This is a genomic window from Archangium minus (assembly GCF_044360475.1).
GTDB lineage: Bacteria > Myxococcota > Myxococcia > Myxococcales > Myxococcaceae > Archangium > Archangium minus.
In genome coordinates, this window is the sequence record NZ_CP043494.1 from 10522887 (window position 1) to 10546855 (window position 23969).

Here is a 23969-nt window from a genome sequence, read left to right on the forward strand (position 1 = left end):
CAGGCTCGCCTGGCCGCCCGCGACCCATGAGTCGGGCGTCGGGGTGTGTTATCGCTGATGACGATGGAGCCCACGCCCGCCACCCCTCCCATCAACCTGTATGACCTGCCGCGTGCCGCCCTTGGCGAGCTGCTCGCCGGCTGGGGTTACAGCGCCTATTACCGCGACCTGCTCTGGGAAGCCCTCTACCGCCAGCAGGTGGAGTCGTTCGACGCGCTCACCGGGTTGAAGCCGGAGTTCGTCCAGACGCTCCGCGAGCGCACGCGCCTGGAGCGGCCTGTCACCCACCACGAGGTGCACAGCACCGACGGCTACACCCGGAAGCTGCTGTTGCGGCTGCGCGATGGGCAGACCGTGGAGACGGTGCTCATGCGTTTCAAGGGCCGAGCCACAGTGTGCCTCAGCACGCAGGCTGGCTGCGCCATGGGGTGCGTCTTCTGCGCCACCGGGCAGATGGGCTTTGTGCGCCACCTGTCACCTGGGGAGATCATCGGCCAGGTGCTGCACGTCACGCGCATCCTGCGCGAGACGGACGAGTCGCTGCGCAACGTGGTGCTGATGGGCATGGGCGAGCCCCTGCACAACTACGAAGGCACCATGGCGGCGGTGGACATCATGGTGGACCAGCTGGGGTTGGCGCTGGCCCCGCGCTTCATCACCCTGAGCACCGTGGGCGTGGTGCCCGGCATCCGCCGGCTCGCGGACGAGGATCGGCCGGTGCAGCTCGCCGTGAGTCTGCACGGCGCCACGGACGCGGAGCGCGGCGCGCTAGTGCCCGCGGCCCGCAAGTGGCCACTCGCCGAGCTGGTGGACGCCTGCCGCTACTACGCGGAGAAGCGCAAGCGCCGCATCTTCTACGAGTGGGCGCTCATCGCCGGGCAGAACGACACGCCCGAGCAGGCCCACGCGCTGGGCCAGTTGCTGAAGGGGATGGAGGCGCACGTCAACCTCATCCCGCTCAACCCCACGGTGGGCTACGGCGAGCGACCCAGCGGCCCCGACGCCGTGCGTGCCTTCCAGGACATCCTGGCCAGCTACGGCCTGCCCAGCACCGTGCGTCAGCGCCGAGGCATCGACATCGACGCGGGCTGCGGCCAGCTCAAGGCCGCCGTGGAGCGCCAGCGTCCCTCGCGTCAGCCCACGGCCCCCTGAAGCCCGCACTGCCCGGAGGGCGGGAACCCTGATAGGAGGAGGCCCGCGTGGCTTCGACAATGCGCGGCTTGCTGGCCCACCCCCTCACGTTCCTGTTCGCCTTCCTCGCCGCGCCCGTGGTGTGGCTCGGGGGCCTCTTCATCTTCGATGTGACCCGGATCGCCGCCGGGTTGATGCTCGTCGCGCTGGCGGCGAATCCCAGGCTGCGAAGCACCGGACCCTTGGAGCTTCCGCGCTCCCACCGGCTCGCCATCGCGGGAGTGGCGGTGGCGTACCTGGCCCTGCTGCTGGCGCACCAGCTCGCGAAGGTGAAGCTGGGCCGGCAGGGCATCGACTTCGCCATCTTCACCCAGATCGTGGACAGCATCGCCCGCCGGGGCGCCCCGCTCTCCTCACTGATTGGCCCCGAGTGGCGCAACTTCCTCTCGCACCACTTCGTCCCCGTCCTCTACCTGCCCGCCGCGCTCACCACCGCGGGCCTCTCCGCGCCCACGGCCACCCTGCTCATCCACGTGGCCAATGTGGCGGTGGGCTTCCTCGCGCTTCACGGCATCTTCCGGCAGGTGGGCCTCTCCCCCTCGGTGTCCATCGCCCTGGTGCTGGTGGCGATGTTGAACCCCGCCCTCCGCCCCGAAATCTTCTGGGGCATCCACGACGAGACCTTCGCGCTCGGCTTCGTGGGGTTGGCCTTCCTCTTCTGGCTGCGCGGCCGCTTCCTCGCCTCGGCGCTCATGCTGGCCCTGAGCGCCACCACGAAGGAGAGCTTCTTCCTCTTCATGGTCTCCTTCTCGGGAGTAGCCATCGTCGCGCACCATCGGTTCCACCCAGCTGAAACAGCGAGCGCCGCACGCCGCGTCTTCGGGGTGACGGCGCTCCTGGGCCTCGCGGGCTTCGCTGGCTACTTCTTCCTCCAGCCGCTGCTGATCGGAAAGCAGTTCGACCACCTCAACAAGCTGGCCACGCTGGACACGCTGCTCTCCCCCTCGGTGCTCGGCCAGAAGCTGCTCTTCACCGGGATGGTGCTGCTGCCCTCACTCGGCCTGGGGCTCTTCACGTGGCGCGGTCGGGCCATCCTCGCCACCCCGCTGCCGTTCATCGGCATCGTCTGGGCCTCCGGCTACGAGGAGATGTACCGCCCGCTCGGGTACTACGGCGTCGTCACCAGCTTCATCGCCTTCATTGCCGCCGCCGTGTCGATGGTGGACCTGGCGCCGCGCTGGCGAGGCCTGCTCCAGTCCGCGCCCGCGCTGCTCTTCCTCGGGTGGCTCGGGCTGTGCCTGGGCACGCACCTACCGGCGCGAGACGTCTACCGCGCCATCGGCGACACCTCGCTCGACGCGGCGCACCTGGACTGGATTCCCGACGAGGCCCGGGTCATCGCAGATCCCGCCGCCGTGCTGGCACTCCTGCGCACCGCGCACCCCGTGCGGCTCTACTCCGCGGGCATCCAGCCGGAGCCGCCTGCCTTCGACTACCTCGTGTTCAACCCCAAGGGCTGGGAGCCGCTGCCGCCCTCGCTCGAGCAGCTCACCGAGCCATGCCACCCCTCTGGAGGCTGGGTGGTGCGCTGTCCGCGTCAGAGGCCGTGAGCCGCCTGCCACTCGAGTCGCTCATCAGCATCACGCGCCAGCCGCTCAAGCACTTCGTCGAGGGAGAGAAACACCTCCCATGGAGCCTGTCCGCACGCAGAAGCCACGCGGCGACAGACCTCCTGCTCGAGCGGCTCATCCCGCTTCCCCTTCCACACCTTGTCAGCGAGGGTGACGAGGAGATCCTCAAGCGCCAATCCTTCCCGGTCGGCCTGCGCGTGCGTCCGGGCGAAGCGCGCAATAGGAGCCGGAACACCCCGCGAGAGGAGCAGCTGCTCCCCGAGCGCCTCGTGCTTGTCCCCGGGTTGGGAGAGCTCCTCCCGGACAACCGCCTTGCCAATGTCGTGGAGCGCGGCGCCCAGGGCGACGGCCTCCGCATCAACTGACAGCCGGGGCCAGCGCTTGCGCAGCGCGGAGATAAGCCCGAGCGCCACATCGTGGACGAGCGTCAGATGAGCGACCAGCCGTGGAGGGGCGCGCAGCTCGTCGAGGATGCGCGATGCGGACTCAGGAAGCGGACGAAGACGGAGGGACATGGAGCGGGCCGCCAGGCCAGTCGAGGAGAGAGCCTCCGGGCTCGCTCTTCCGCAACTTGTCCGACTGTCGGACAGGTCGGAGAAAAGTGCGACCGGAGGTCGGGGTGTATGAGGTCGCGGTCTATGCCTCCCGTAGCGCGGCCGCGGCATCAAGAGCAATGCGTGTGCGGTCGTTCGGCGGATAGGTGTCAGCGGAAATCCGCTGAAGGTCCTGCCATGTGAGTCGAGCCCCCGTCTTCACATCCCCCAACTTCTCCACCGAGAACGGTTTCGGAGACGGGTAACCCAGCAGCTCGCAAAGCAGATCTGAGCTCCAGAGCCCCGCGATCACCCGCGTGCGCTCCATTTGCTGTTTCTCGAATGGCTCCATCAGCTTCGCCTCGAACACAAGCAACCGCTCCGGCAGGACGATGACAAGATCGGGCTTGGCCTGGAAGGCCGCCCGGAGCCACTCGTAGACCTGACGGTTCAGTCGATCGCCCTCCGAATCCGGAACTGTTCCCTCTGGCCCCACGCCCATCTCTAATCGGTCAGCCTTGACGAAGATCTGCGCCGGGTGCGTCTTGAAGACATCGCACAGTTCCGGGGCCAGCTCGGACCAGGGCGTATGCGTCTGCCCCCGCGCCAACAAAGCGACCAGCTTGTTCATGCGGTCACCGAGAGTGCTCGGCTCCTTCTTCCACACCTGGAATGCGTCACGAATGAGGGCGACCTCCGTGAACACGGTAGCCCGACCCGCACTCGCCGGGTCCACCTCGAGCCCGCGCTCACGCAACAGAGCAAGCACGCGGAACAGGGGTCCGTGCTCCGGGTTCGTGGCAAGACCCTCGTGGAGGAGGCGGAACACGTGCGCGCACGCGGAACGCTCCTCTCGATTGCAGCCATCATAGGGGAGGCGCATGAACGGCAACCTGACACGAATCCCGGATGAACAGCCCCTGCGCGAGCCACTCTCCTGCCTGTAAACAACAGGCAGGAGTACGACCCTTCACACCAGGGCATGCGGAAGCGCGCCTCGTGGCATAAAACCACCCCCATGCCTCGCGACGTCTCCTTCTTCGATTCCCTTGGCCGCCTCCTCTCCCTCGAGCGAGAGGCCGAGCGTGCCCGCATGGAAGCCCTCGCGGAGGGCATGTCCCTCCAGCAGCGCGCCGAGCAGGGGCTCTCTTTCCTCGACCTGGAGAGCATCGAAGAGGAGGTTGGCCTCGGAGGCCGCGTCCTGGTGACGCTCGCTCGCAAGGACCGCGCTCGCTTCCCTGCCCGCCTGGACAACGGAGACCAGGTGGCCGTCTTCCCCCGCCGCTCCGAAATCAAGGAGCCCGCGCGCGCCCTCGTCGCCCGCGCCACCGCCACCCGCGTCCAGCTCGCCTTCGACCGCGAGCCCCCTCCCTTCGTGCACGAGGGCCTGCTGCGCCTCGACCGCGTCCCCAACGACGTCACCTACGAGCGCGTCCGCGCCGGCCTCTCGCGAGTCAAGGCGCTCGATAAGGGGGCCGCCCGCCACAAGCGCGAGGTGCTCCTGGGCAATGAGCCCCCTCGCTTCGACTCCCTCCGCGAGCTCACCCCCACCCGAGCCCTCAACCCAGAGCAACACGACGCCGTCGCTCGCGCCCTCGCCGCCGAGGACTTCTTCCTCGTCCACGGCCCGCCCGGCACCGGCAAGAGCACCGTGCTCGCCGAGGTGGCCGCCCAGGCCGTTGCCCGAGGCCAGCGCCTGCTGTGCACCGCCGCCAGCAACGCCGCCGTGGACCACCTCACCGACCTCTGCCTCGACAAGGGCCTGCGAGCCATCCGCGTCGGCCACCCTGCCCGCGTCACGCCCCGCCTTCAGGAGCACACGTTGGACCTCGTGGTGGAGGAGCACCCGGACCGCGTGCTCTCCCGCGAGCTCTTCGACGAGGCCTTCTCCCTGCTCGGCTACGCCCGCCGCCAACGCAACCAGGGCCGCAGCCGCGAGCGCTTCGCCAACGCCCGAGCCTCCACCACCGAGGCCAAGAGCCTCCTCGACGAAGCCCGCGCCCTTGAGCGCAAGGCCCTGCGCGGCGTGCTGGAGCGTGCCCAGGTTGTGTGCGTGACGCTCGCCAGTCTCGAGTCCGGCGTGCTCTCCCATGAGGAGTTCGACCTCGCGCTGCTCGACGAGGCCACCCAGGCCACCGAGCCACTCGCCCTGCTCGGCTTCCTGCGCGCGCCCAAGGTGGTGCTCGCCGGAGACCCACAGCAGTTGCCCCCTACCGTGCTCTCCCCCGAGGCCGCGAAGGCCGGCCTCGCCGTCAGCCTCTTCGAGCGCCTGCTCGCGGACCACGGCGAGGGCGTCAAGCGCATGCTCCGAGAGCAGTACCGGATGAACACCGCCATCATGACCTTCCCCTCGAAGGAGATGTACGGCGGCGAGCTGCGCGCCCACCCCAGCGTGGCGGACCGGACGCTCGCGGACGTGCTGCCCCCGGACACGAACGTAGACGCCCCACCCGTCCTCTTCCTCGACACCGCTGGCAAGGGCTTCGAAGAGGAGCAGGAGAAGGACACGGGCAGCCTCTTCAACACCGGCGAGGCGGACCTGGTCGTCGCTCGGGTGAAGGAGCTGCTCGCCGCTGGGCTCGAGCCCCGAGAGCTCGCCGTCATCACGCCCTACCGCGCGCAGGCGCATGCCCTGCGTGAGCGCGTGGAGTCGCTCTCCCCCGACGTGGAGGTGGACACCGTGGACGCCTTCCAGGGCCGCGAGAAGGACGCCATCCTCGTCACCCTCACCCGCTCGAACTCCGAGGGACAGATTGGCTTCCTCTCGGACCTGCGCCGCATGAACGTGGCCCTCACCCGAGCGCGTCGGCACCTCTTCGTGGTGGGAGACTCGGCCACGCTCAGCGGCCATCCCTTCTACGCGCGCTTCATCGAGTCCACCCAGGAGGGCGGCGGCTACCGCTCCGCCTGGGAGTGGCCCGATCCCTCCGAAGCCTCCTGAGCGCCGGACTCGGGACGCGAGGAGCGTCAAAGCCAGAGCTGGAGTCCAGGCCGTACCTCATTCAAGCGCCGCAGGAAGTCGCCCGGCTGCACGAACTGCTCGACGTGCAGCACCCCACCTGGACGGTGGCCGGAGAGCAACAGCCGCGCGACCTCCGCTGCAATTCACCTGGCTACGACCCGCGATGATCACCTGTCCGGGAAAGGCGGGGGCCAGGGAGCGAGCCACAGCCTGCCCGACCTGGCCATAGCCTCCGACGATCACGATGGGCGCTGCCTTCATCGCCCAGACTCCCAGCCAGGGGTGAAGGACCGAGCCCGAAGCCCCTCGCGAAGAAGGAGCCAGTGCTCCCGAACCACCCACACCGCGAGGGGAACCTGCAAGACACCGGTGAGCTCGAAGAGCAGATCATCAGGCAGGGAGTAGACGGAAGCCGGGAACAGACGGCCCATCACCTGTGGACGGGTGCCCGCCAGGAACAGGAGGTCCTTGAAGACATGGCTGTACAGGCCCTCGAAGGCACCAATCCAGCCCACGGGAATGGCCGCGGTCAGGAGCGTGAACACGGCGAGGGCCACACCCCGGTGGGAGACGGCCAGCGAGCTCGCCCCCAGAATCAAGGCTCCCGCGACCGCGGCAATCCCCACCACGTGCAGGCGCCAGGGAGTGGCATACAACCACGCCCCGTAGACGTGATGGACAACGGTGAGCAACAAGACTCCCAGGGACGCACGGGTGGAGCGTCGGGCCAGAAGTCGGAAATCAGTCGGGTTCTCATGAACAGGCATCGCATCCTCCGGCTTTGACGACAGGGCCAGGTACTTGCGACTTTTCTGTTCCGTGCGAGTCACGAACACCAGCGCGCTTCGGGAAGCTCACTTGTGCGAGCGGCGCATCAATCATGAGACAAGGAGCGCTTCCCAGATGAAATCCCTCGCGAACATCGAAGCCTTCGTCCGAGCCGTGGAGCAGGGCGACTTCACCCGTGCGGCCCGGTTGCTGGGGCTCACGCCCTCGGCGGTCAGCCGACGCATCGCCCGCCTGGAAGAGGAGCTTGGATTGGCGCTGTTCCGCCGGACGACGAGAGCCTTGCGACTCACGGATGACGGCCGTGCGTTCTACGAACGATGCAGACGCATCCTGGGCGAGCTCGAAGAAGCCCAGGAGGCCATGTCCCGCGTGCGAAGCCGACCCACGGGCAGGCTCCGGGTGGATGCCCCGCAGGTGCTCGGACAGCTCACCCTGGTCCCTTCCCTTCCGAGGTTCTTCAAGCAGTACCCAGGCATCGAGCTCGAGCTCACCCTCAGGGATTACCTGGTGGATCCGATCACCGAGGGCATCGACGTACTCCTGCGCATTGGAACGCTCCGAGACTCGGGGATGATAGCGCGAAAGCTGGGAGTCACGCGGATGGTGGCATGCGCTGCGCCGGGCTACTTGAAGCACCACGGGCGCCCCCGAACACCCGAGGACCTCTCCACGCATCACTGCCTCGGATTCCTGCGTGAATCAGGTCCCGTGCCGTGGCGGATGAGCACGGGCGAGTACGAAGTGAAGGGCCTGTTTCACGTGAACCAGGGAGCATCGCTCCGCGATGCCGCTGTGGCCGGGCTGGGAATCTGCTGGCTCTTCGACTTCATGGTCGCCGAGGAACTCGCGTCCGGAAAGCTGATGCCGGTCCTGGAGGAGTACGCGTGCGACGAGCGGCCCATCCATGCGCTCTATTCGGAGAACCGGCACCTGCTGCCCAAGGTGCGCGTCTTCCTCGACTTCGCGGCGTCACTCCTGACAAAGACCCGGCGGAGCTGAGGTCCTGGTACGCCGCATGCTCACATTCCGAGCAAACGAGATCAGCGCGCGCGTCGAATTCCCTCGAAGAGCTTCGTGGGAAGTCCGCGTACCATGAGCGAAGCGCTGGGCTGCCAGGACGGGGACCCAGACGTGAGGTGTATGTCCCAGACGCATCCTCGTTCGCGAAACGCGTTGATGAAGCACGCTCACGACGACTGGGCTGCACCGCTCGACTCACCCACACATCAAGGAGCGTCATGCAGCATTCCCCCCCCGCTCGCCTGCTGCGTTCTGTGAGCATTGCCCTGTTGCTCGCCGCCTGCGCTTCCCCCTCCTCCGACTCCCCCACCCCCACAAGCCCACCCGGGCCCTCCACGGGCCTACAAGGAGTTGTCGTCGTCGCCCCTGCTGGAGCGGCGGTCGCGGCCACCGAGCTCCAGGTGCTCCCTGCCGCAGGCGGTCCGGCGGTCGCCACCACCCAGAGCGACGAACACGGTCGATACGCCCTGGCGCTGCCCGCCGGCGACTACACCCTCACACTGAGGAAGGCCGGGTACGCAGCCTCCCGCGTTGAAGGGGTGCGCATCCCTGGCGGCGGCCCGACGCAACTCAACCTCATACAGCAACGCGCCTTCCACCCGTCCTGGCCCACCGAAGCGCCCCGCGTGGACGTCGGCGATGTCCTCGAGAACGGCAGTTACGACGCCGACAACTACCTCCCCTACGAAGTCAGCGTCGATCCCGCCGGCCCCCTGCCGACGCAGATGATCTACGCAGCGATCGGCAAGACCCCCGGGTCCGCCTGGGCCTCCGGAGAGAGCCAGGCCTTCACCCAGACCGACACCACGGGCTCACGCTTCCTGCTGCCGCGCGCCTATGTCGGCCTTGGACCGACGACCTTCGAAGTCGTCGCCTACGACGCGAACAACAATCGCACACACGTTATCCGTCACGTCACGTTCACCAGCGTGCTCCCCTCCACTCCTGGCCAGCCACTCGCGCCGCCTGTGCTTCAAAGCACGCTCGCTGTCACCTTTGGCAAGGCTTTGGAAGCCTTGGATGTCCGTCCCGCGGCCGCCCCCGAAGGCGCGAGCCTGTTCGTCAACGTCCACTGGAGTCCCGCTGCGGACGTTCCCATCTGCAGCAGCCCGCTCATCACCACTCCGTATCAATACCGAGTGGAACGGCGCATTGGCTGGGGCGCGTTCAAGCCCATCGCGACGCTTCCCGGATGGAGCGTCGGCCAGGACCTGGATGGCGACGCGTGCGGCGACATCATCTACACCACCGACTACCGAGACACGAGCGCCGACCTTCAGCCTGGCATCCCCGCCACGTACCGGGTTATCGCTTTCAATGACACACAAGAGACGGCGCCGTCCAACACACGCACCAGCACGCCCCTCCCGGCCTTCGATGTTCGCCTCACCGGTCCCGCGGCGGAGGCCACCGGCGTGTCCACCTCGCCCACCTTCACGTGGCAGCCCTCACAGACGGTCGGGGCCATCCGCGTCTACAACGGCTTGCTATGGGACACCATCAGCGGCAACAGCAACCTGAATTTCTCCTCGGCACAGCCACGCCTCGTGAACCGCGAGTCCTTCACCTGGAACGAGGACGGCAATTACACCGGCAGCTACTACGAGCAGCTCCAACCCGGAAGAACCTACGAATGGCAGCTCAGCCTGGCGTTCGCCGCCGACAGCGCCACGTCCCCCACCGCCGTCAGCGTCGCCGCTGACTCCTACGGCGTGTACGGGCCGTTCACAGTGGCGTCCACGGATGTCTTCCGCTTCACCACCGCACCCTGAGCTCGAAGGACGAACCTCCATGAAAAAAACTCCTGCTCTGCTGGTGTTCACGACCCTGCTGGCCGCCTGCACCCAGCCCTCGAGCCCCACCGCCCCGCTCAACCCGCCCCCCACGCCGGTCGACACCGCCCCCATCCCCGGAGCCGCGGTGTCACACCCGCATCGAGCCGGGGAGCTCATCCTTGGGTACCATCGTTCCGAGGATCTTCAGCGTGCCGTGCGCCTGCTCCAGGCGACAGTCATCGGCGACAACCCCGCCCTCAAGCAGGCGCGCGTGGCGCTGCCGGACACGCTGACCGTCGAACGGGCCCTCGGGCAACTCGCACTGGGGAGTCGCTCCACGCTGCGCTACGCGCAACCCAACTACACCTACAAGCGCCCGGGAATCGCACCCAGGACCTTCATGGCGCTGAGTGTGAATGACCCACTCGCCGCGACAAAGTGGGATCTGGAGCGGATAAACGCCGAGGCGGCCTGGAAGACAAACGTGCGCGGACAATTCCCGGATGGACAGGGAACTGTCATTGCCGTCGTGGACACGGGCATCGACGGCACCCACCCGGATCTCTCCGGCAAGTTCGTCGGTGGTTGGGACGCGTCAGGCTGCTACGACTTCTTCAGACCCCCCTCCCCTGACAACCGGCGCCCACAACCCATCCCGCCCAACGTCAACGCCACCAACAACCTGGAGCACGGTACGCACGTCGCGGGAATCGCAGCCGCCCTCCGGGACAATGCCCAGGGCGTCGTAGGGGTCGCACCCGCGGCACGCCTGATGGACGTGAAAGTCTTCTGCGACCCCAAAGAAGACACCACCACCAGCGCGGTCATCGCCGAAGGGGTGCTCGGGGCCATCCTGGACCGAGACGGTGACGGAATCGTGCCTGACGTCATCACCATGAGCCTGGGAGGGGCTGGGTACGACAGCGCCACCGCCGAGGCCCTCAACATGGCGCTGTCTGGCCGTGACCTCGATGGGCAGGCCCTGCCCACCTACGATGACGGCACCGGAGGTGGCGTCGCCGGGGACGGCACGCCGGACCGCACCGCGACCGTCACCGTCGCCATGGGCAATACGGGTCAAGCGGACACACAGTACCCGGCGGCCGTGGCGGGCGTGATCGCCGTGGGCGCGACCGATCCCTCGGATGCTCGCGCGAGCTTCAGCACCACGGGCCAGCACATCAGCGTGAGCGCGCCCGGCGTCAACATCCTCTCCACCTGGCCAGCCTTCCTGAACCAGCGGGAGCCCGGCTACAACGGTGGGTATCAGGCGATCTCCGGGACGAGCATGGCCACGCCGGAAGTCGCGGGTGCCGTCGCGCTGATCAAACAGTTCCACCCCTCTGCCACGCCGTACCAGGTGCGTCGCCTCATTGAACGCACGGCCCATGACCTCGGCACGCCGGGCTGGGACGCGCAGACTGGCGCCGGTCGCCTCGATCTGAAGGCCCTGGTGGACGCGCTCGCCGAGCATGACCTCTCGCAAGACGAACCGGGCGGGAGCGCACGCGTCATTGTCACCACCGCGAACCGATGGGACAGCAACGACGACGGCTTCGTGAATGAGCAGGACACGCGGTTCGCGCCACCCGCCGCGAACGTGACCTTGCTTCAGGGAGGCCGCGCCCTCTACCACGCCAAGACCAACGCCGTCGGGCAGGCCTCCTTCTCGGCAATCGCCCCCGGACAGTACGAGGTCATCGCCAGCACGCCCGATATCTTCGATTTCCTCTCGCCCTATAGCCGTGGCGACACCGTCACGAGTCAGGGGACGCTGACAGTGCCATCCGGCGCCGAGGGCACCGCGGAAATCCATCTCACGTCGACGCTGGAGATCACACTGACCTGGGCGGGCGGCGGTGATGTGGATTTGACCTACTGGGCCTACACCCCCACCCTCCCCGATGGGACGCCCCCTCCGCTGCCGGATGAACCCCGCCAGCACCGCGGACAGATGGTGTGGCAGAGCGTCAAGACCGGTTCAAAGGACGTCACCTTCAGCGCCGACGACCCAGGTACGGACGTCCAACGCGCGTCCGAAACGCTCCAGTTGAACGCCGCCCACTACCCGCTGATAGCCATGATGTCCGCGCCGCACCCCGAGAACTTCTGGGGGATCACGCGGATTGGCGTGGACACCACCCGCCTCACGCATGCCGTGACAGCCACCTTGCGAGTCAAACGCAACGGCGTGGAACGCAACTATGGTCCGATCGCCGTCGAGCCAGGAGCCGATGGCTCTCTCGGAAACACCATCTTGTGGAGCGGCATCGACTCCAGGTTCACGGGAAGCTTCATCCTGATCCATTGATGTCCCTGGCAGGGCGCCGTGTTACGCAACGCGGCGCTCTGCCCCCACGGCGGCTCTCACCGCATCAGCGACCTGCCTCGGGTCCTGCAACTGGAGGCCATGACCGACACCGGTGAGACGAATCGTGGTGACGTCCCCCAGGGTGTGCGTTGCCATGTCAATGTCTTCCTGAGTCAGCAGCCCACCCGCGGCTGGGTCCGCCTGGAGCAACACGAGCCGGCACCGCAGTCTCGCGAGGAGGGGCGCCCCCTCCAGGGCGGCATAGGTGTCGTCGAACCGGTCGAGGATCGCGTCCAGGAAGTCGCCATCGTGGCAAGCCAGGGATTGGCTCAGCTCGAGGATGTAGGGGTGCCCCGGACCGAAGAGCTCTCTGAAGCTGACGCTCCGCCCCGGCTCCGATTGTACGTTGAGCTCGAGCAGCCGTTCCGCGACCTGCTCTGGGGTGAAGCCCTTGCCCGTCAGCGCTCTCCAGGCCAGCGTGAGGTCTCGCGACTTCGCCTGATGTGCGCGCATTCGTTCCCGGCCCAGCGGGGCGTCGCCATCGATGACACCCGCGACCAGGTTTGGAGAATGTGCCGCGAGCACCAGGCTCACGTGCGCGCCATGAGAGTGCCCAAACAGCCATGCCGGGCCGACAGAGACGTGGTCCAGGACGCTCTTCACGAACTCCGCGGTGTCCTGGAGGCGATAGGCCCCAGGCGTGTGGCGCGACTCACCATGCCCCGGAAGATCGATGAGCACGAGTTGATGGTCATCGTGGAGCAGAGGAACCATGGAGGAGAACCACTGCCGCCGACCGGAACCGCCATGTAACAGGACAAGGGGCTGTCCCTGTCCCACGACCTCGAAAGCAATGCCGTCACGAGTCCTGTTCACTCCCACCGTTCCTCCTCATCTGTGCAAAAGCCGCAGGAGGGTAACTGCAGCCTGTGAGGGCCGACAAAATAGCATCCGGCATCGGCGCGCGAGGACAGATCGGCATGACGCGTGATGGGCCCTGGCTCGCGCGGAAGCGAACAGGCCTCACGCGTGGCTGGTACGTGGATTGAAAAGCCTCCCGCCATGACTCACGAAACTCCCAGGCATCCCAAGCTCCACGGGAAAGCATTCCTGCGCGACCTCCTGTTCTCCATGGGCGTCTTCCTGGCCATCGTCCTGTGGACGATGGTCCTGGGGTTCGGTGCGCTGTGGCTCACCAGTTACGTGCACCGCTGCCCATCGAGGCAGGAAACCGCCAGGCAGGACCTCGCGAACATCCAGAGCGCCCTGCGGCTCTACCACTCGAGGTATCGGCGCTTTCCTTCCACCGAAGAGGGAATGCGGGAGCTCGTGAATCGCCAGGGACTGGAGCAGGTTCCGCACGACCCATGGGGACTGCCCTACCACTATGAACTTCACGAGGGACTGCCCCGGGTGTGGAGCCTGGGCGCGGATGGCGCTCCCGGGGGCGAGGGCGAGGACGCGGACATTGTCCTCGAGCAGCACTGAGCGGCTCAGCCAGCCATCCTGAACGCCCCGCCGTGAACATGGGGCTTACAGGGCGGCTTACGGATTGGACGACACTGTCCACCCTATGAGTAGATTGAACGACGAAAAGCCGTTCAACAGCCCCGCGCCCTGGCGTGGGAACGAGGAGCGCGCGATGGGCACATACAAGGAGTTTCACCGTCAATCCGTTGAGCGGCCCGAGGCGTTCTGGGCCGAGCAGGCCCGGCTCATCGACTGGGAGCGTCCGTGGGACCAGGTGTTGGACTTCTCACGTCCACCCTTCGCGCGCTGGTTCGTCGGGGGGCGCACCAATCTCTGTCATAACGCCGTGGATAGGCACCTGGCAGACCGAGCTCAACAGCCCGCGCTCGTCTACGTTTCAACAGAGACCCAGGAGCAACGCCGTTACACCTACGCCCAATTGCATACCGAGGTGAACCGGGTCGCGGCCATGCTGCGCACGCTCGGAGTCAACCGCGGCGACCGGGTCATCATCTACCTGCCCATGGTCCCCGAGGCGATCTTCACCCTGCTCGCGTGCACGCGACTGGGGGCCATCCACTCGGTGGTGTTCGGAGGCTTCGCGGCGCACAGCCTCGCCACGCGCATGGATGACGCGAAGCCGGCCTTGCTGGTGACAGCGGACGCAGGCATGCGCGGCGGCAAGGTCATCCCCTACAAGCCACTGGTGGAGGAGGCCCTGAAGCAGGCGCAACACCCGCCCTCGCGAGTGCTGGTGCTCAACCGAGGGTTGGATCCAACCATGCCCCGCGTGCCCGAGCGGGATGTGGACTTCGCCACGCTGGCGCGCGAACACGAGGGCGCACAGGTGGCGGTGGAGTGGCTCGAGTCCTCCGAGCCCAGCTACATCCTCTACACCTCCGGCACTACGGGACGCCCCAAGGGCGTGCAGCGGGACACGGGCGGCTACGCGGTGGCGCTGGCGTCCTCGATGCGGAACATCTTCACCGGCAAGCCCGGCGAGACGATGTTCACCGCAAGCGACATCGGCTGGGTGGTGGGGCACTCGTACATCGTCTATGGCCCGCTGCTGGCCGGTATGACGACAGTGCTCTACGAGGGCCTGCCCATCCGCCCGGACGCAAGCATCTGGTGGCGGCTCGTGGAGGAGCACCGGGTGAATGTGATGTTCACTTCGCCCACGGCCATCCGGCTCTTGAAGCGGCAGGACGCGGCGCACCTCTCGCGCCATGACACGTCGAGCCTGCGCTACCTGTTCCTCGCGGGCGAGCCCCTGGACGCGCCCACCCACGAGTGGATCTCCTCCGCGCTGCCCGCCACCCAGGTGTTGGACAATTACTGGCAGACGGAGACGGGCTGGCCCCTGCTCGGACCCTGTCCGGGAGTGGAGGCTCGGCCACGCAAGTTTGGTTCACCGGGCACGGCCCTCTACGGCTACCGGGTGAAGCTGCTGGACGCGCAGAGCGGCGAAGAGGTGACGGCGCCCAACCAGAAGGGCGTGCTGGTGGTGGAGCCACCGCTGCCACCCGGGTGCCTGTCCACGGTGTGGGGCGACGACGCGCGCTTCGTGTCCACGTACTTCTCCCACTTCGACAAGCCCGTCTACAGCACCTTCGACTGGGCCACGCGGGACGAGGACGGGGACTACTTCATCCTCGGCCGGACGGATGACGTCATCAACGTGGCGGGCCACCGGTTGGGTACGCGAGAAATCGAGGAGGCCATCTCTGGACATCCCGGCATCGCCGAGGTGGCGGTGGTGGGCGTGAAGGACTCGCTCAAGGGGCAGGTGGTGGTGGCCTTCGCGGTGCCGAAGGACGCCTCACGAATGCAGACAGAGGAGGGCCGTGCGGGCCTCACGCGCGAGGTGATGGACACGGTGGACAAGACGCTGGGGGCCTTGGCTCGCCCGGCCCAGGTGCACCTGGTGACGCTGCTGCCCAAGACGCGCTCGGGCAAGCTGCTGCGCCGCAGCATCCAGGCGCTGGCCGAGCAGCGTGAGCCTGGTGATCTCACCACTCTAGAAGACCCAAGTGCCTTGGAGCAGGTCCGCGAGGCCCTGAAGCCTCGCGAGTAACCAGGCCTCGCATCCACCATGATTCGATCTCTTCTCGCCCCACTTCTGATTCTGCTCCTCTGCCCTGCGTGCTTCGTCAACGTCCGGTCGAGCAGCCGAGACTTCCTATCGGAGAGCGATTCCCAGTTCTCTTCCCCTGAGCCCTCGGAGCAGGTGACGCGGCGGCTCATGGACCTGATGTCCCGGCGAGGCATGAACCTGGTCGACCGAAAGGAACTCGAGCCCGGCAAGGTGATGCTCAAGTTCAAGGGCGATCGTGAGACCATGAAGGTGGGCGAGAGCAGCAGCGCCCAGGTAGGCTCGGTCTTCTTCGCGCTCTTCCAGACGCGAGAGGGGGGCGGCACCACCTTTACCCTGTTCGGGAAGCCGACCTACATGGGCCGGGAGGTCTGCACGGACCACGATGGCACGCTCTTCCAGTGTGAAGAAGGGAAGGACCTCAAGGGCTTCCTCCAGGTTCCCCCGAACATGACAGGACGCGCGGAGTCCGAGACCATCCGTGGCGTCATCAGCGAGTTCGCCATGGAGCAGCCGTAACACGGCACACCACCCCTCCGCGGCTCCTGAATACCCAACCGACCCGAGCGGGCGAGCGTCTCAACGAAAGCCATCGACGATGAACACGGCCGCGCGAGAGTCATCGATCAACGCGACTCCAGGCGGTGGGCGAAGGCTGGGGGGCTGCGCCGTGTTCGCGAGCGGGTGCTCAAGGTGGCGGCGCGGGTACTGGTACACGCCAGGAGGGTGGTGCTGGTAATCCACGCCTGCTTGCTACCCGCGGCCCCGGGAGGGCCGACGTCTGTTCTGTGCCCGGCGTCGCTCACAAAAGCCCCTGGCTCCTGCAGAACCCCTGGGGTTACAACTCCGGGGGCGGTCCGTCGAGGCCCCTTAGCTGCTCCTCGGCCATCCGGCGGTATTGCGGCACGATCTCCACGGCCAGCACGTCACGCATCTGCTGGCGCGCACCTTCAAGGTCTCCCGAGTCCCGGAGGCTCGTCATCCGGTACATCGAATTCAAAAATCGGCGCTCGCTCTCCCGGAAGCGCGCGAGGACCATCCCCATCAGGGCCTCGGAGCCTTCCAGGCTCTTTAGGGCCTCCTCGGTCTCGGTCTCGCTGATGGCTGCCGTGGGGGCGGTCCGGCGCAGAAGGGCGCGCAAGTCGTCGGTTAGTTCCAAGGAGTGACCCTGTTGGACTCGGAGGGAGAGCGCCGCGAGTTGCTGCCGGTCGTGTAGGTTCGGATTGAGCCGCCCGGTTGCGTGCACCTCAGCCAGCCCAACCAAGCTCTCCAGCGTGATTTCGGCTTGCTCCCGGTAGAAGGGGACAACCTCCACGGCGAGCACGTCACGCATGACTTGCTGTGCCCCGTCGAAGTCCCCCTCGTCTCGCAACTTCTTCGCCCGGTTTCGAGCGTCAGTCAGGCGCCACGACCCGTCATGGATGCGCCGGTTGATCTCTCGCAGCAAGGCCGTAGCGGCAGGCAAACTGCGCAAAGCATCTTCCGCGTCCTGCTTGCTGATGGCCACCTGCTGAGCGGTCCGAGAAAGAAGGGCGCGCGTCTCGTCGGTGAGGTTCAACGGGACGCCGTTTTCGAGCACATCACGAGCCAATTCCCACACATTGTCCCAATCGGTCTCACCGTTCATGTGCGCACCTGCACTTAATGGTCAGTGGCATTTCTTGGTAGGCCATTTGTGCTGCCCTTCACACAACCTCAGACAATCGTGGCAATCACCCGTCCACCCGTCGTTTTGGCAATCGTTATAAGCCTCAATGCACTTCTGTTTCCACTTGGGTAGAGAAGCGTTGTTGGAGAAGTCGTCCTCGTCCTCGTCAACATCGGAGCCAGCGCGCACAGCCCGGAGCACCTGATCAACCTCGGATTGCGTCGCCCCACAAGCGCCTACCGGGTCCTGTGGATGTTTTTTGATGCAGCACGTCATGGTGGAGTCGCCTGGCCGGCAGTCCATCGTAGCCGCTTGCGCCAGGACTACGGGACGGCTCGACGTGTAGGTGTAGTGCGTCGTCCCACCGGAGTAGGCGTAATGCGCCCTGCCAGCCGAGCAACCAGACGTGAGGACCCCCCAAAGCAGGGTCCCAATGATGAAGAGGCAGGAAGTCAAGCTTTTCATGCTCTTCAGCCTAGAGCGGCGGGTTTTCAGGTCGCTATGACAGGCCAAGGCGCGGAGGGTTGGACGTTCGTTCGGGCTATCGGATAGGTTGTCCCGCACTATGCGGAGTTTCTTACCTCCCCGGTCTGCCCTGCTGCTCGTCTTCTTGGCATCCTGCGATGGCGAGCTGGCGCACCAGCGCTACTGGATCCTCCCGGAGTGAGGCGAGGAACCCCTCTTCCACCTCCGAGGCAAACAGGAGCCCCCAGGCGCGGAGGGAGGCGGACGGGTCTCGCAGAACGGGGGCGAGCTCCGTTCCCGGGAGGCCCCGGACGCCCGCCGACCAGAGCGTCTGAGCGGCGGTGACGCGCAGGGGAAGCCGCTCCCGCGCGTCGAGGAAGAGTTCGTAGAGCACCCGGAGGGCGGGCGAGCCAGGGCCAGGAGCGATGCGGCCGAGAGCCTTCACCCACTCCTCCCGTAGAGAAAGGCACGCGCTTCGATCGGCGATGAGCCGCTGCAACAGGAGGAGCAGCCCCCCACACTCAGGCCCCGCCACGTTGAAGAAGTGGGCGGAGAGAGCATCATCGGGCTCCTCCATCACATGATTGATGAGCCAGGCGCGAAGACGGGGTGACTCGTGATGCAACTCCAACAGGCGCTCATTGGCCAGACAAGGTGACGTGCCTTGGTTCTCCTCGAACAGCCCGAGGAGCAGCTCGGCGGGTTCGGGGAGCCCGGGGAAGAGCACCCGTCGCATCGAGGGGTTTAGGCGGCTCACGAGTTGGAGGAACTCCTGGCGATCCTCGATTGTCTGCGTCTCGCTCATCAACCGCTGGCACAGGGCACGGAGCTCCTCGGACGCGCCTTCGTTCATTGTGACGAGCAACTGGATGAGGGTGCGGAGCGTGCCCTTCCGCCTGTTTTCGGGTCCCGTGTCGGTCCACTTCCTCGCGAGCATCAGAAGCTCTCGGGCGGAGGTCCCCATCCGCCCCAGGGCGCGGAGGCACGGCAGCGCGACGTCATGAGACTCCGCCTGCTCGAGGTGCTCGAGGATGAGGGCACGTGCACCCACCGCCACGGCTGACGTACCCATGGCGGCGATGAAATCGAAGATTCTGTACCGACTTGGGCGACGCGAGGAGAGAGCCGCGGCCAGGAGGGGCAACACCTCACTCGCCAAGTCCAGTGCCCCCACGAAGCTCGCGATGAGGTCCACGGGCCACGGCGACGAAGAAGTGACGAGCTGGCTGACGAGTGCCTTGACCTCTGATTCTCCGCGCCTGGCGAGCTCCGAGCAGAGCCGCTGCTCCACCTCCTGGCGGGTCCTCCGGTCGAGAGGAGAGCGCCGCTCGAGAGCGTTCTCCAGCACGGCCAACGCCGCGCTCACGCGCGCAGGCACCCCACTGCGGAGGACAGGGACACACCATTCGAGGACGTACAGAAGGGGAAGCTCGAAGAGATGCTGCACACGCAGGGCGAGGCCGGATACGCCTTCATCGGGGTGGAGTGTGAGCTCGAGGAGGGCCTTGCCCGCGGGCCTGGAGGCAGGTGCCAAGACGAGCCACCCCTGCAGCAACTCGCGTTGCCGCAGTGCATCCCGGGTCAAGTCATCCGCCCGTTCGAGGTAATACCCTGCGGCCAGCGACAGCCGCTGCTCCCACTCCGGTGTCCATAGATGCTCCGTCGAGTGGATAAAGGTGCAGGAGTCGGTGCTTCCCAGGCGTCGCAGGATATCGAGGGCAAACACCTCGTCACGGATGCGATTTCGTGTCCAGTCATCGAGCGCCGCGTCGATGTCGTGGATGGACGTCTCAGTGACGCACGAGATCAGCTCCACCATCCAGACCGGGTCGAAGATCGCCGGCTCCTCCAGGATGGCGGAGACGATGGACCGCCAGTCCTCTCGCGGTTTCAATCTGACGGGGAAGAACTGATCAGGCTCCAGCGTGTCGCCGCACTGAAGGCAGCGCCGCCCCGAAGACTTCCCGCAGGCCTCGCACACGTTCCGAGCACAGCCGGGGCAGCCATACCAATTGCCGGAGATGAGGTCCGGGTTGAGCATCTCCTTGCGCTGGAAGGAGAGGAAGACGCCGCACTGCGGGCAGCTGTGGACCATGGCACCGCCATCGTATCCGAGAGGCGATGAGCCGCGTGCGAACCAAACCCAAGAAGCGACTGCTGCTATTGTCCTGGTCATGAAGATCGCCGCCATCTCCGACATTCATGGCAACTTGGAGGCTCTCGAGGCCGTGCTGGCCGACATCGACCGGCGCGGCGCCGATGTGATCGTCAATCTCGGCGACATCGTGTCGGGCCCGCTCCAACCGAGCGAAACCGCGGACCTGCTGATGCGCCTCGAGCTGCCGACGATCCGTGGCAACCATGAACGGCAACTCCTCGAGCCCGACCTGGGGCGCATGGGTCCATCGGATCGCCACGCCGCGCAATCACTCCGGCCCGACCAGCGCGACTGGGTGGCCCGCCTGCCACCAACGCAGTGGCTCTCCGACGAAGTGTTCCTCTGTCACGGCACGCCCAGCGACGATCTGACCTACTTCCTGGAGCAGATCACCCCAGCGGGCTGCGGACCTGCCCCGGCGGCGCTCATCGAGGAGCGGGCCGGTGACTGCTCGGCTTCGCTCATCCTCTGCGGACACACGCACATGCCCCGCGTCGTGCGTCTGCGAGACGGTCGCACCATCGTCAATCCAGGCAGCGTCGGTCTCCAGGCCTACGAAGACATACGTCCCCACCCGCACAAAGTTGAAGTCGGTTCCCCACACGCCCGCTACGCCCTCATTGAGCGCACACCGGAAGGCTGGGCAACCGAACTGCTCAGCGTGGTCTATGACTGGGAACGCGCGGCGCGCCTGGCCGAGGCAAGGAACCGGCCCGACTGGTCAACGGCGTTGAGGACCGGATTGATGGGACTCTCGCGCTGATTCAGCGCGGCCCGCGAGCCATGGCGAAGTAGAACACGCACTCGCCGCGCCCGACGTTGACGAAGGCGTGGGGCACGTCCGCCTCGAAGTAGAAGGCATCCTGTGACTCCACCGTGACGCTCCCGTCCGGGAAGTCGATGCGCAGCGTGCCCTTCTCCACGGCCAGGTACTTGCCCACCGCTACGCCCTTGCCAGGCAGTTCCCCCGTCGAGGCGCGGGCCGGCAGCGTGAAGCGGACGAACTCCACGTCCCGCGTCTCGAATGGGGGGACCAGGAGTTGCCGCACCGCACCGCTCTCCGCGTCGCGGAACGTGGGCTGCTGCTCGGGAGGAAGCAGCACCCGCGCCTGCTTCGGCCTCGGGCGCGACATCAGCTCCGACAGCCCGACCCCGAGCCCCTGCGCGATACGCACCGCCACCACCAGCGTGGGGTTGTTCGTCCCCCGCTCCACCTTGGAAATCATCGCCCGGCTCACCCCAGAGCGCTCGGCCAGGGCCTCCAGTGTGAGCCCCTGCTCCTGCCTCAGCTCCCGGATGCGCGCCCCCAACCTCGGGGCCTCCGCTGCTTCCAGCTCGGCCTCTTCCACTCCACTCGAACTCGGCTTGACATTTCTCATATGTGAGAACATTAAAGGCCCTACCCGAGCGGCTCAGCCCGGGCCCGGCGGCCACAACCGCCTCTGGGACGAAGTGCACACGCTGTAGGAAACGTGAAGGTCACCTCAGGAGATGTGGAGCATGGAGACTCGAAAGCTGGGGAAGCAAGGGCTCATCGTCTCGGCCATGGGCCTGGGCTGCATGGGCATGTCCGAATTCTACGCCGGGCGGGATGACGCGGAGTCCGAGGCCACGCTGCTCCACGCGCTGGAGCGGGGCATTACCTTCTTCGACACCGCGGACGCTTATGGCCCGGGCCGCAACGAGGAGCTGGTGGGCCGGGTGCTGCGCCCGCACCGCGCGAAGGTGGTGCTGGCCACGAAGTTCGGTATCGTCCGCGACCCGAACAATCCACAAGCGCGCGGCGTCAACGGCCGCCCCGAGTACGTGAAGCAGGCCTGCGAGGCCAGCCTCCGGCGGCTGGGCATGGATGTCATCGACCTGTACTACCTGCACCGCGTGGATCCGAACACGCCCATCGAGGAGACCGTGGGCGCCATGGCGGAGCTCGTGAAGCAGGGCAAGGTGCGCTACCTCGGGCTGTCCGAGGTGAACGCGGACACGCTGCGCCGCGCGTGCGCCGTGCACCCCATCACCGCGCTGCAGAGCGAGTACTCGCTGTGGAGCCGCGACCCCGAGGACGGCGTGCTCCAGGCCTGCCGCGAGCTGGGCGTGGGCTTCGTCCCCTACAGCCCCCTGGGCCGAGGCTTCCTCACCGGGCAGTTCAAGCGCTTCGAGGACCTGCCGCAGGACGACTACCGCCGCCACTCCCCTCGCTTCCAGGGGGAGAACTTCCAGCGCAACCTGAAGCTGGTGGAGCTCATCGAGCAGCTCGCCCGGCGCAAGCAGTGCTCACCGGCGCAGCTCGCACTGGCCTGGGTGCTCGCCCAAGGCGACGATCTCGTGCCCATCCCAGGCACCAAGCGGCGCACGTACCTGGATGACAACCTGGGCGCACTCGCCGTGAAGCTCACCGCGCAGGACCTCGCCGAGATTGAAGCCATCGCGCCCCCGGGTGTCGCGGCGGGAGAGCGCTACCCGGCCGCCATGCAGCAGTTTCTGCAGACCCGGAGCCCCGCTCCCCAGGCGCGCTGACACTTCCCCCACCCTCGCGAACAGGTGGCGGAGAGGCCTCGCCGCCACCCTGCTTCACTTCTCACAAATCGAGAATGTAAGGACCTGTAAAGTTACATTGAGGCACTACGCAAAAGGTGCGGGCCAGTCTGCACGTTTTGTCACCTAGACCCGCAAGATTTGTCACTCGGGGAGGGGCAGGCAGGTGATAAATCCCCGGATTCCTTGGGTAGCGACCAAGTCTAGGCCTCGGCATGCCGCATGCTTAGAAAGCAGGCGGGGGAAGGGCAGCCCTCAAGGAGGCAGCCATGTCGCAGGTTCGTTCTGTGGTGTCCAAGGAAGCGGACGTTTGGATTCTTCGGCTGGAGAAGGCCAACGGGAAGGTGCAGGAGTACCGGTGCACCACCGAGGGCCAGGCGAAGCAGCTCGCCCTGGTGCTCGCAGCCTCGACTCCGGTGGAGTCGGTTCAGCCTCAAGCCTGAAGTGAGAGCTGGCGGTTCCCAGTAACGGCGGAACGTGGCAAGCCGAGGGGCCTGGGGAAGTGTTCCCGGTCCCTGTGAGGAGCCGCCGTTGCCTTCATCCTTTGAAGCGTTGACCGTTGATGCCCACGGCCTGGCCCTGCACGTGCGCCAGCGCAACGCCGCGGGCACTCCCGCCGTCGTGTTCCTTCACGGCTGGCTGGACCATTCCCACAGCTTCGACCTCGTCGCCGAGCACCTGCCGGAGTCCTGGCGGCTGCTGTTGCTCGACTTCCGCGGCATGGGCCGGAGCGCCTGGCTGCCACGCCACGCGAACTACCAGTTCGCCGACTATTTGGTGGACGTGGAGGCGGTGGTGCGCGCCACGGGGGTGGAGGCGGTGCACCTCGTCGGACACTCGCTGGGAGGCATTGTCGCCACGGCGTATGCCGCCGCGCGCCCCTCGCGAGTCCTCAGCATCACCCTGATTGAAAGCCTGGGCCCCACGGGCGGCCCTCCCGAAAACGCGCTCGTGCGGCTGAGCGGCTTCCTCGAGGACCTGGAGCGCGCGCCCAACCGCAAGCGCTACCCCAGTGTGGAGGCCGCCGCCGCCCGCCTGCGGGAGAACAACCCGTCTCTTCCGGAGCACGCCGCGCTGCACCTGGCCCGTCACGGCACCGAGCCCGTGGAGGAGGGCGTCGCATTCACGTTCGACCCGGCCCACCGCCGCCGCTTCGCCTTCGGCTATGACGACGCCCAGTGGCTCGCCATCTCCTCCGCCGTCACCTGCCCGATGCAGCTGATCCTCGGCAGCGAGGGCTTCCGCTTCGATGACGAGCGCTCGCGAGCGCGGCTCGCCGCCCTTCGCCAACTCCGCCCTCCCCTCACGCTTCCCGGTGGCCACCACGTCCACCTGGAACAGCCGAAGGCCGTGGCGCAGGCCCTGGGGCAGTTCATACCCCCCACCCGATAGTCCTGCCCGATCATCCCGGCACGACAGGAAAACTCCTTCACCCTACAGGGTAAGACG

Annotated in this window: 20 protein-coding genes; 13 read left to right on the forward strand and 7 right to left on the reverse strand. The window is 66.7% G+C overall.

The genetic code is table 11. The annotated features are described in order from the left end of the window. The first annotated feature begins 63 nt into the window (after window positions 1-63). Window positions 64-1152 carry a 23S rRNA (adenine(2503)-C(2))-methyltransferase RlmN gene (gene rlmN / locus F0U60_RS43105; RefSeq protein WP_395825697.1) on the forward strand — a complete coding sequence of 363 codons (1089 nt, stop codon included), beginning with the start codon at window positions 64-66 and terminating at the stop codon, window positions 1150-1152. A 47-nt stretch (window positions 1153-1199) separates the two neighbouring features. After that, complete coding sequence (locus F0U60_RS43110) at window positions 1200-2741, forward strand: DUF2079 domain-containing protein (protein WP_395808897.1); 1542 nt, start codon at window positions 1200-1202, stop codon at window positions 2739-2741. Here the strand turns inward: F0U60_RS43110 and F0U60_RS43115 are convergent. Next, complete coding sequence (locus F0U60_RS43115; RefSeq protein WP_395808899.1) at window positions 2729-3277, reverse strand: HDIG domain-containing metalloprotein; 549 nt, start codon at window positions 3275-3277, stop codon at window positions 2729-2731. The two genes, F0U60_RS43110 and F0U60_RS43115, sit on opposite strands and share 13 nt — an antisense overlap. A gap of 121 nt (window positions 3278-3398) precedes the next feature. Further along, complete coding sequence (locus tag F0U60_RS43120; RefSeq protein WP_395808901.1) at window positions 3399-3926, reverse strand: hypothetical protein; 528 nt, start codon at window positions 3924-3926, stop codon at window positions 3399-3401. Between the two features lie 387 nt (window positions 3927-4313). Between F0U60_RS43120 and F0U60_RS43125 the strand changes: the two genes are divergently transcribed. Continuing rightward, window positions 4314-6236 (forward strand): AAA domain-containing protein, encoded by a 1923-nt coding sequence (locus tag F0U60_RS43125; protein WP_395808903.1) that lies wholly within the window; start codon window positions 4314-4316, stop codon window positions 6234-6236. A gap of 278 nt (window positions 6237-6514) precedes the next feature. Here F0U60_RS43125 and F0U60_RS43130 read toward each other — a convergent pair whose 3' ends face one another. After that, on the reverse strand, window positions 6515-7024 hold the full coding sequence (locus F0U60_RS43130; protein ID WP_395808905.1) for a hypothetical protein: 510 nt from the start codon (window positions 7022-7024) through the stop codon (window positions 6515-6517). Window positions 7025-7160: 136 nt separating this feature from the next. Here F0U60_RS43130 and F0U60_RS43135 point away from each other — a divergent pair, with 136 nt between their 5' ends. The 3 genes from F0U60_RS43135 (at window position 7161) to F0U60_RS43145 (ending at window position 12152) form a co-directional block, all read left to right on the forward strand. Then, window positions 7161-8045 (forward strand): LysR family transcriptional regulator, encoded by an 885-nt coding sequence (locus F0U60_RS43135; protein WP_395808907.1) that lies wholly within the window; start codon window positions 7161-7163, stop codon window positions 8043-8045. A gap of 239 nt (window positions 8046-8284) precedes the next feature. Then, window positions 8285-9838, forward strand: coding sequence for a carboxypeptidase-like regulatory domain-containing protein (locus F0U60_RS43140; protein WP_395808909.1), 1554 nt, complete (start codon window positions 8285-8287; stop codon window positions 9836-9838). Between the two features lie 19 nt (window positions 9839-9857). Then, window positions 9858-12152 carry a S8 family peptidase gene (locus F0U60_RS43145; protein ID WP_395808911.1) on the forward strand — a complete coding sequence of 765 codons (2295 nt, stop codon included), beginning with the start codon at window positions 9858-9860 and terminating at the stop codon, window positions 12150-12152. Window positions 12153-12173: 21 nt separating this feature from the next. Here F0U60_RS43145 and F0U60_RS43150 read toward each other — a convergent pair whose 3' ends face one another. After that, window positions 12174-13028 (reverse strand): alpha/beta fold hydrolase, encoded by an 855-nt coding sequence (locus F0U60_RS43150; protein WP_395808913.1) that lies wholly within the window; start codon window positions 13026-13028, stop codon window positions 12174-12176. A gap of 186 nt (window positions 13029-13214) precedes the next feature. Between F0U60_RS43150 and F0U60_RS43155 the strand changes: the two genes are divergently transcribed. From F0U60_RS43155 to F0U60_RS43165, 3 genes are all read left to right on the forward strand, one after another. Then, the gene (locus F0U60_RS43155) at window positions 13215-13640 is read left to right on the forward strand and encodes a type II secretion system protein GspG (protein ID WP_395808915.1); all 426 of its coding nucleotides are present in this window, start codon (window positions 13215-13217) and stop codon (window positions 13638-13640) included. Between the two features lie 154 nt (window positions 13641-13794). After that, a complete protein-coding gene (locus tag F0U60_RS43160; protein ID WP_395808917.1) occupies window positions 13795-15699 on the forward strand; it encodes a propionate--CoA ligase in 1905 nt (634 codons plus the stop codon). A gap of 168 nt (window positions 15700-15867) precedes the next feature. Beyond that, window positions 15868-16236, forward strand: a complete 369-nt coding sequence (locus tag F0U60_RS43165; protein ID WP_395808919.1) for a hypothetical protein — start codon at window positions 15868-15870, stop codon at window positions 16234-16236. A gap of 319 nt (window positions 16237-16555) precedes the next feature. Here F0U60_RS43165 and F0U60_RS43170 read toward each other — a convergent pair whose 3' ends face one another. Continuing rightward, on the reverse strand, window positions 16556-17344 hold the full coding sequence (locus tag F0U60_RS43170; protein WP_395808921.1) for a DUSAM domain-containing protein: 789 nt from the start codon (window positions 17342-17344) through the stop codon (window positions 16556-16558). A 598-nt stretch (window positions 17345-17942) separates the two neighbouring features. Then, complete coding sequence (locus tag F0U60_RS43175) at window positions 17943-19925, reverse strand: hypothetical protein (RefSeq protein ID WP_395808923.1); 1983 nt, start codon at window positions 19923-19925, stop codon at window positions 17943-17945. A 79-nt stretch (window positions 19926-20004) separates the two neighbouring features. Here F0U60_RS43175 and F0U60_RS43180 point away from each other — a divergent pair, with 79 nt between their 5' ends. Continuing rightward, window positions 20005-20751 (forward strand): metallophosphoesterase family protein, encoded by a 747-nt coding sequence (locus tag F0U60_RS43180; RefSeq protein WP_395808925.1) that lies wholly within the window; start codon window positions 20005-20007, stop codon window positions 20749-20751. A gap of 1 nt (window position 20752) precedes the next feature. Here the strand turns inward: F0U60_RS43180 and F0U60_RS43185 are convergent, their stop codons facing one another. Beyond that, a complete protein-coding gene (locus F0U60_RS43185) occupies window positions 20753-21367 on the reverse strand; it encodes a helix-turn-helix domain-containing protein (RefSeq protein WP_395808927.1) in 615 nt (204 codons plus the stop codon). Window positions 21368-21488: 121 nt separating this feature from the next. Between F0U60_RS43185 and F0U60_RS43190 the strand changes: the two genes are divergently transcribed. The 3 genes from F0U60_RS43190 to F0U60_RS43200 all read left to right on the forward strand — a co-directional run bounded on the left by F0U60_RS43190 (window position 21489) and on the right by F0U60_RS43200 (window position 23912). Further along, entirely contained in the window at window positions 21489-22502 is a 1014-nt protein-coding gene (locus F0U60_RS43190; protein WP_395808929.1) for an aldo/keto reductase, read from the forward strand. A gap of 287 nt (window positions 22503-22789) precedes the next feature. Then, the gene (locus tag F0U60_RS43195) at window positions 22790-22963 is read left to right on the forward strand and encodes a hypothetical protein (protein WP_395808931.1); all 174 of its coding nucleotides are present in this window, start codon (window positions 22790-22792) and stop codon (window positions 22961-22963) included. A gap of 88 nt (window positions 22964-23051) precedes the next feature. Beyond that, on the forward strand, window positions 23052-23912 hold the full coding sequence (locus F0U60_RS43200; protein ID WP_395808933.1) for an alpha/beta fold hydrolase: 861 nt from the start codon (window positions 23052-23054) through the stop codon (window positions 23910-23912). The last annotated feature ends 57 nt before the right edge of the window (window positions 23913-23969 follow it).

Bases quoted from the DNA above. Each gene is read 5' to 3' on its own strand.
- rlmN (WP_395825697.1), top strand. From the start codon at position 64: ATGGAGCCCACGCCCGCCACCCCTCCCATCAACCTGTATGACCTGCCG.
- F0U60_RS43115 (WP_395808899.1), bottom strand. From the start codon at position 3,277: ATGTCCCTCCGTCTTCGTCCGCTTCCTGAGTCCGCATCGCGCATCCTC.
- F0U60_RS43120 (WP_395808901.1), bottom strand. From the start codon at position 3,926: ATGAACAAGCTGGTCGCTTTGTTGGCGCGGGGGCAGACGCATACGCCC.
- F0U60_RS43125 (WP_395808903.1), top strand. From the start codon at position 4,314: ATGCCTCGCGACGTCTCCTTCTTCGATTCCCTTGGCCGCCTCCTCTCC.
- F0U60_RS43130 (WP_395808905.1), bottom strand. From the start codon at position 7,024: ATGCCTGTTCATGAGAACCCGACTGATTTCCGACTTCTGGCCCGACGC.
- F0U60_RS43135 (WP_395808907.1), top strand. From the start codon at position 7,161: ATGAAATCCCTCGCGAACATCGAAGCCTTCGTCCGAGCCGTGGAGCAG.
- F0U60_RS43140 (WP_395808909.1), top strand. From the start codon at position 8,285: ATGCAGCATTCCCCCCCCGCTCGCCTGCTGCGTTCTGTGAGCATTGCC.
- F0U60_RS43145 (WP_395808911.1), top strand. From the start codon at position 9,858: ATGAAAAAAACTCCTGCTCTGCTGGTGTTCACGACCCTGCTGGCCGCC.
- F0U60_RS43155 (WP_395808915.1), top strand. From the start codon at position 13,215: ATGACTCACGAAACTCCCAGGCATCCCAAGCTCCACGGGAAAGCATTC.
- F0U60_RS43160 (WP_395808917.1), top strand. From the start codon at position 13,795: ATGGGCACATACAAGGAGTTTCACCGTCAATCCGTTGAGCGGCCCGAG.
- F0U60_RS43165 (WP_395808919.1), top strand. From the start codon at position 15,868: ATGGACCTGATGTCCCGGCGAGGCATGAACCTGGTCGACCGAAAGGAA.
- F0U60_RS43170 (WP_395808921.1), bottom strand. From the start codon at position 17,344: ATGAACGGTGAGACCGATTGGGACAATGTGTGGGAATTGGCTCGTGAT.
- F0U60_RS43175 (WP_395808923.1), bottom strand. From the start codon at position 19,925: ATGGTCCACAGCTGCCCGCAGTGCGGCGTCTTCCTCTCCTTCCAGCGC.
- F0U60_RS43180 (WP_395808925.1), top strand. From the start codon at position 20,005: ATGAAGATCGCCGCCATCTCCGACATTCATGGCAACTTGGAGGCTCTC.
- F0U60_RS43185 (WP_395808927.1), bottom strand. From the start codon at position 21,367: ATGAGAAATGTCAAGCCGAGTTCGAGTGGAGTGGAAGAGGCCGAGCTG.
- F0U60_RS43190 (WP_395808929.1), top strand. From the start codon at position 21,489: ATGGAGACTCGAAAGCTGGGGAAGCAAGGGCTCATCGTCTCGGCCATG.
- F0U60_RS43195 (WP_395808931.1), top strand. From the start codon at position 22,790: ATGTCGCAGGTTCGTTCTGTGGTGTCCAAGGAAGCGGACGTTTGGATT.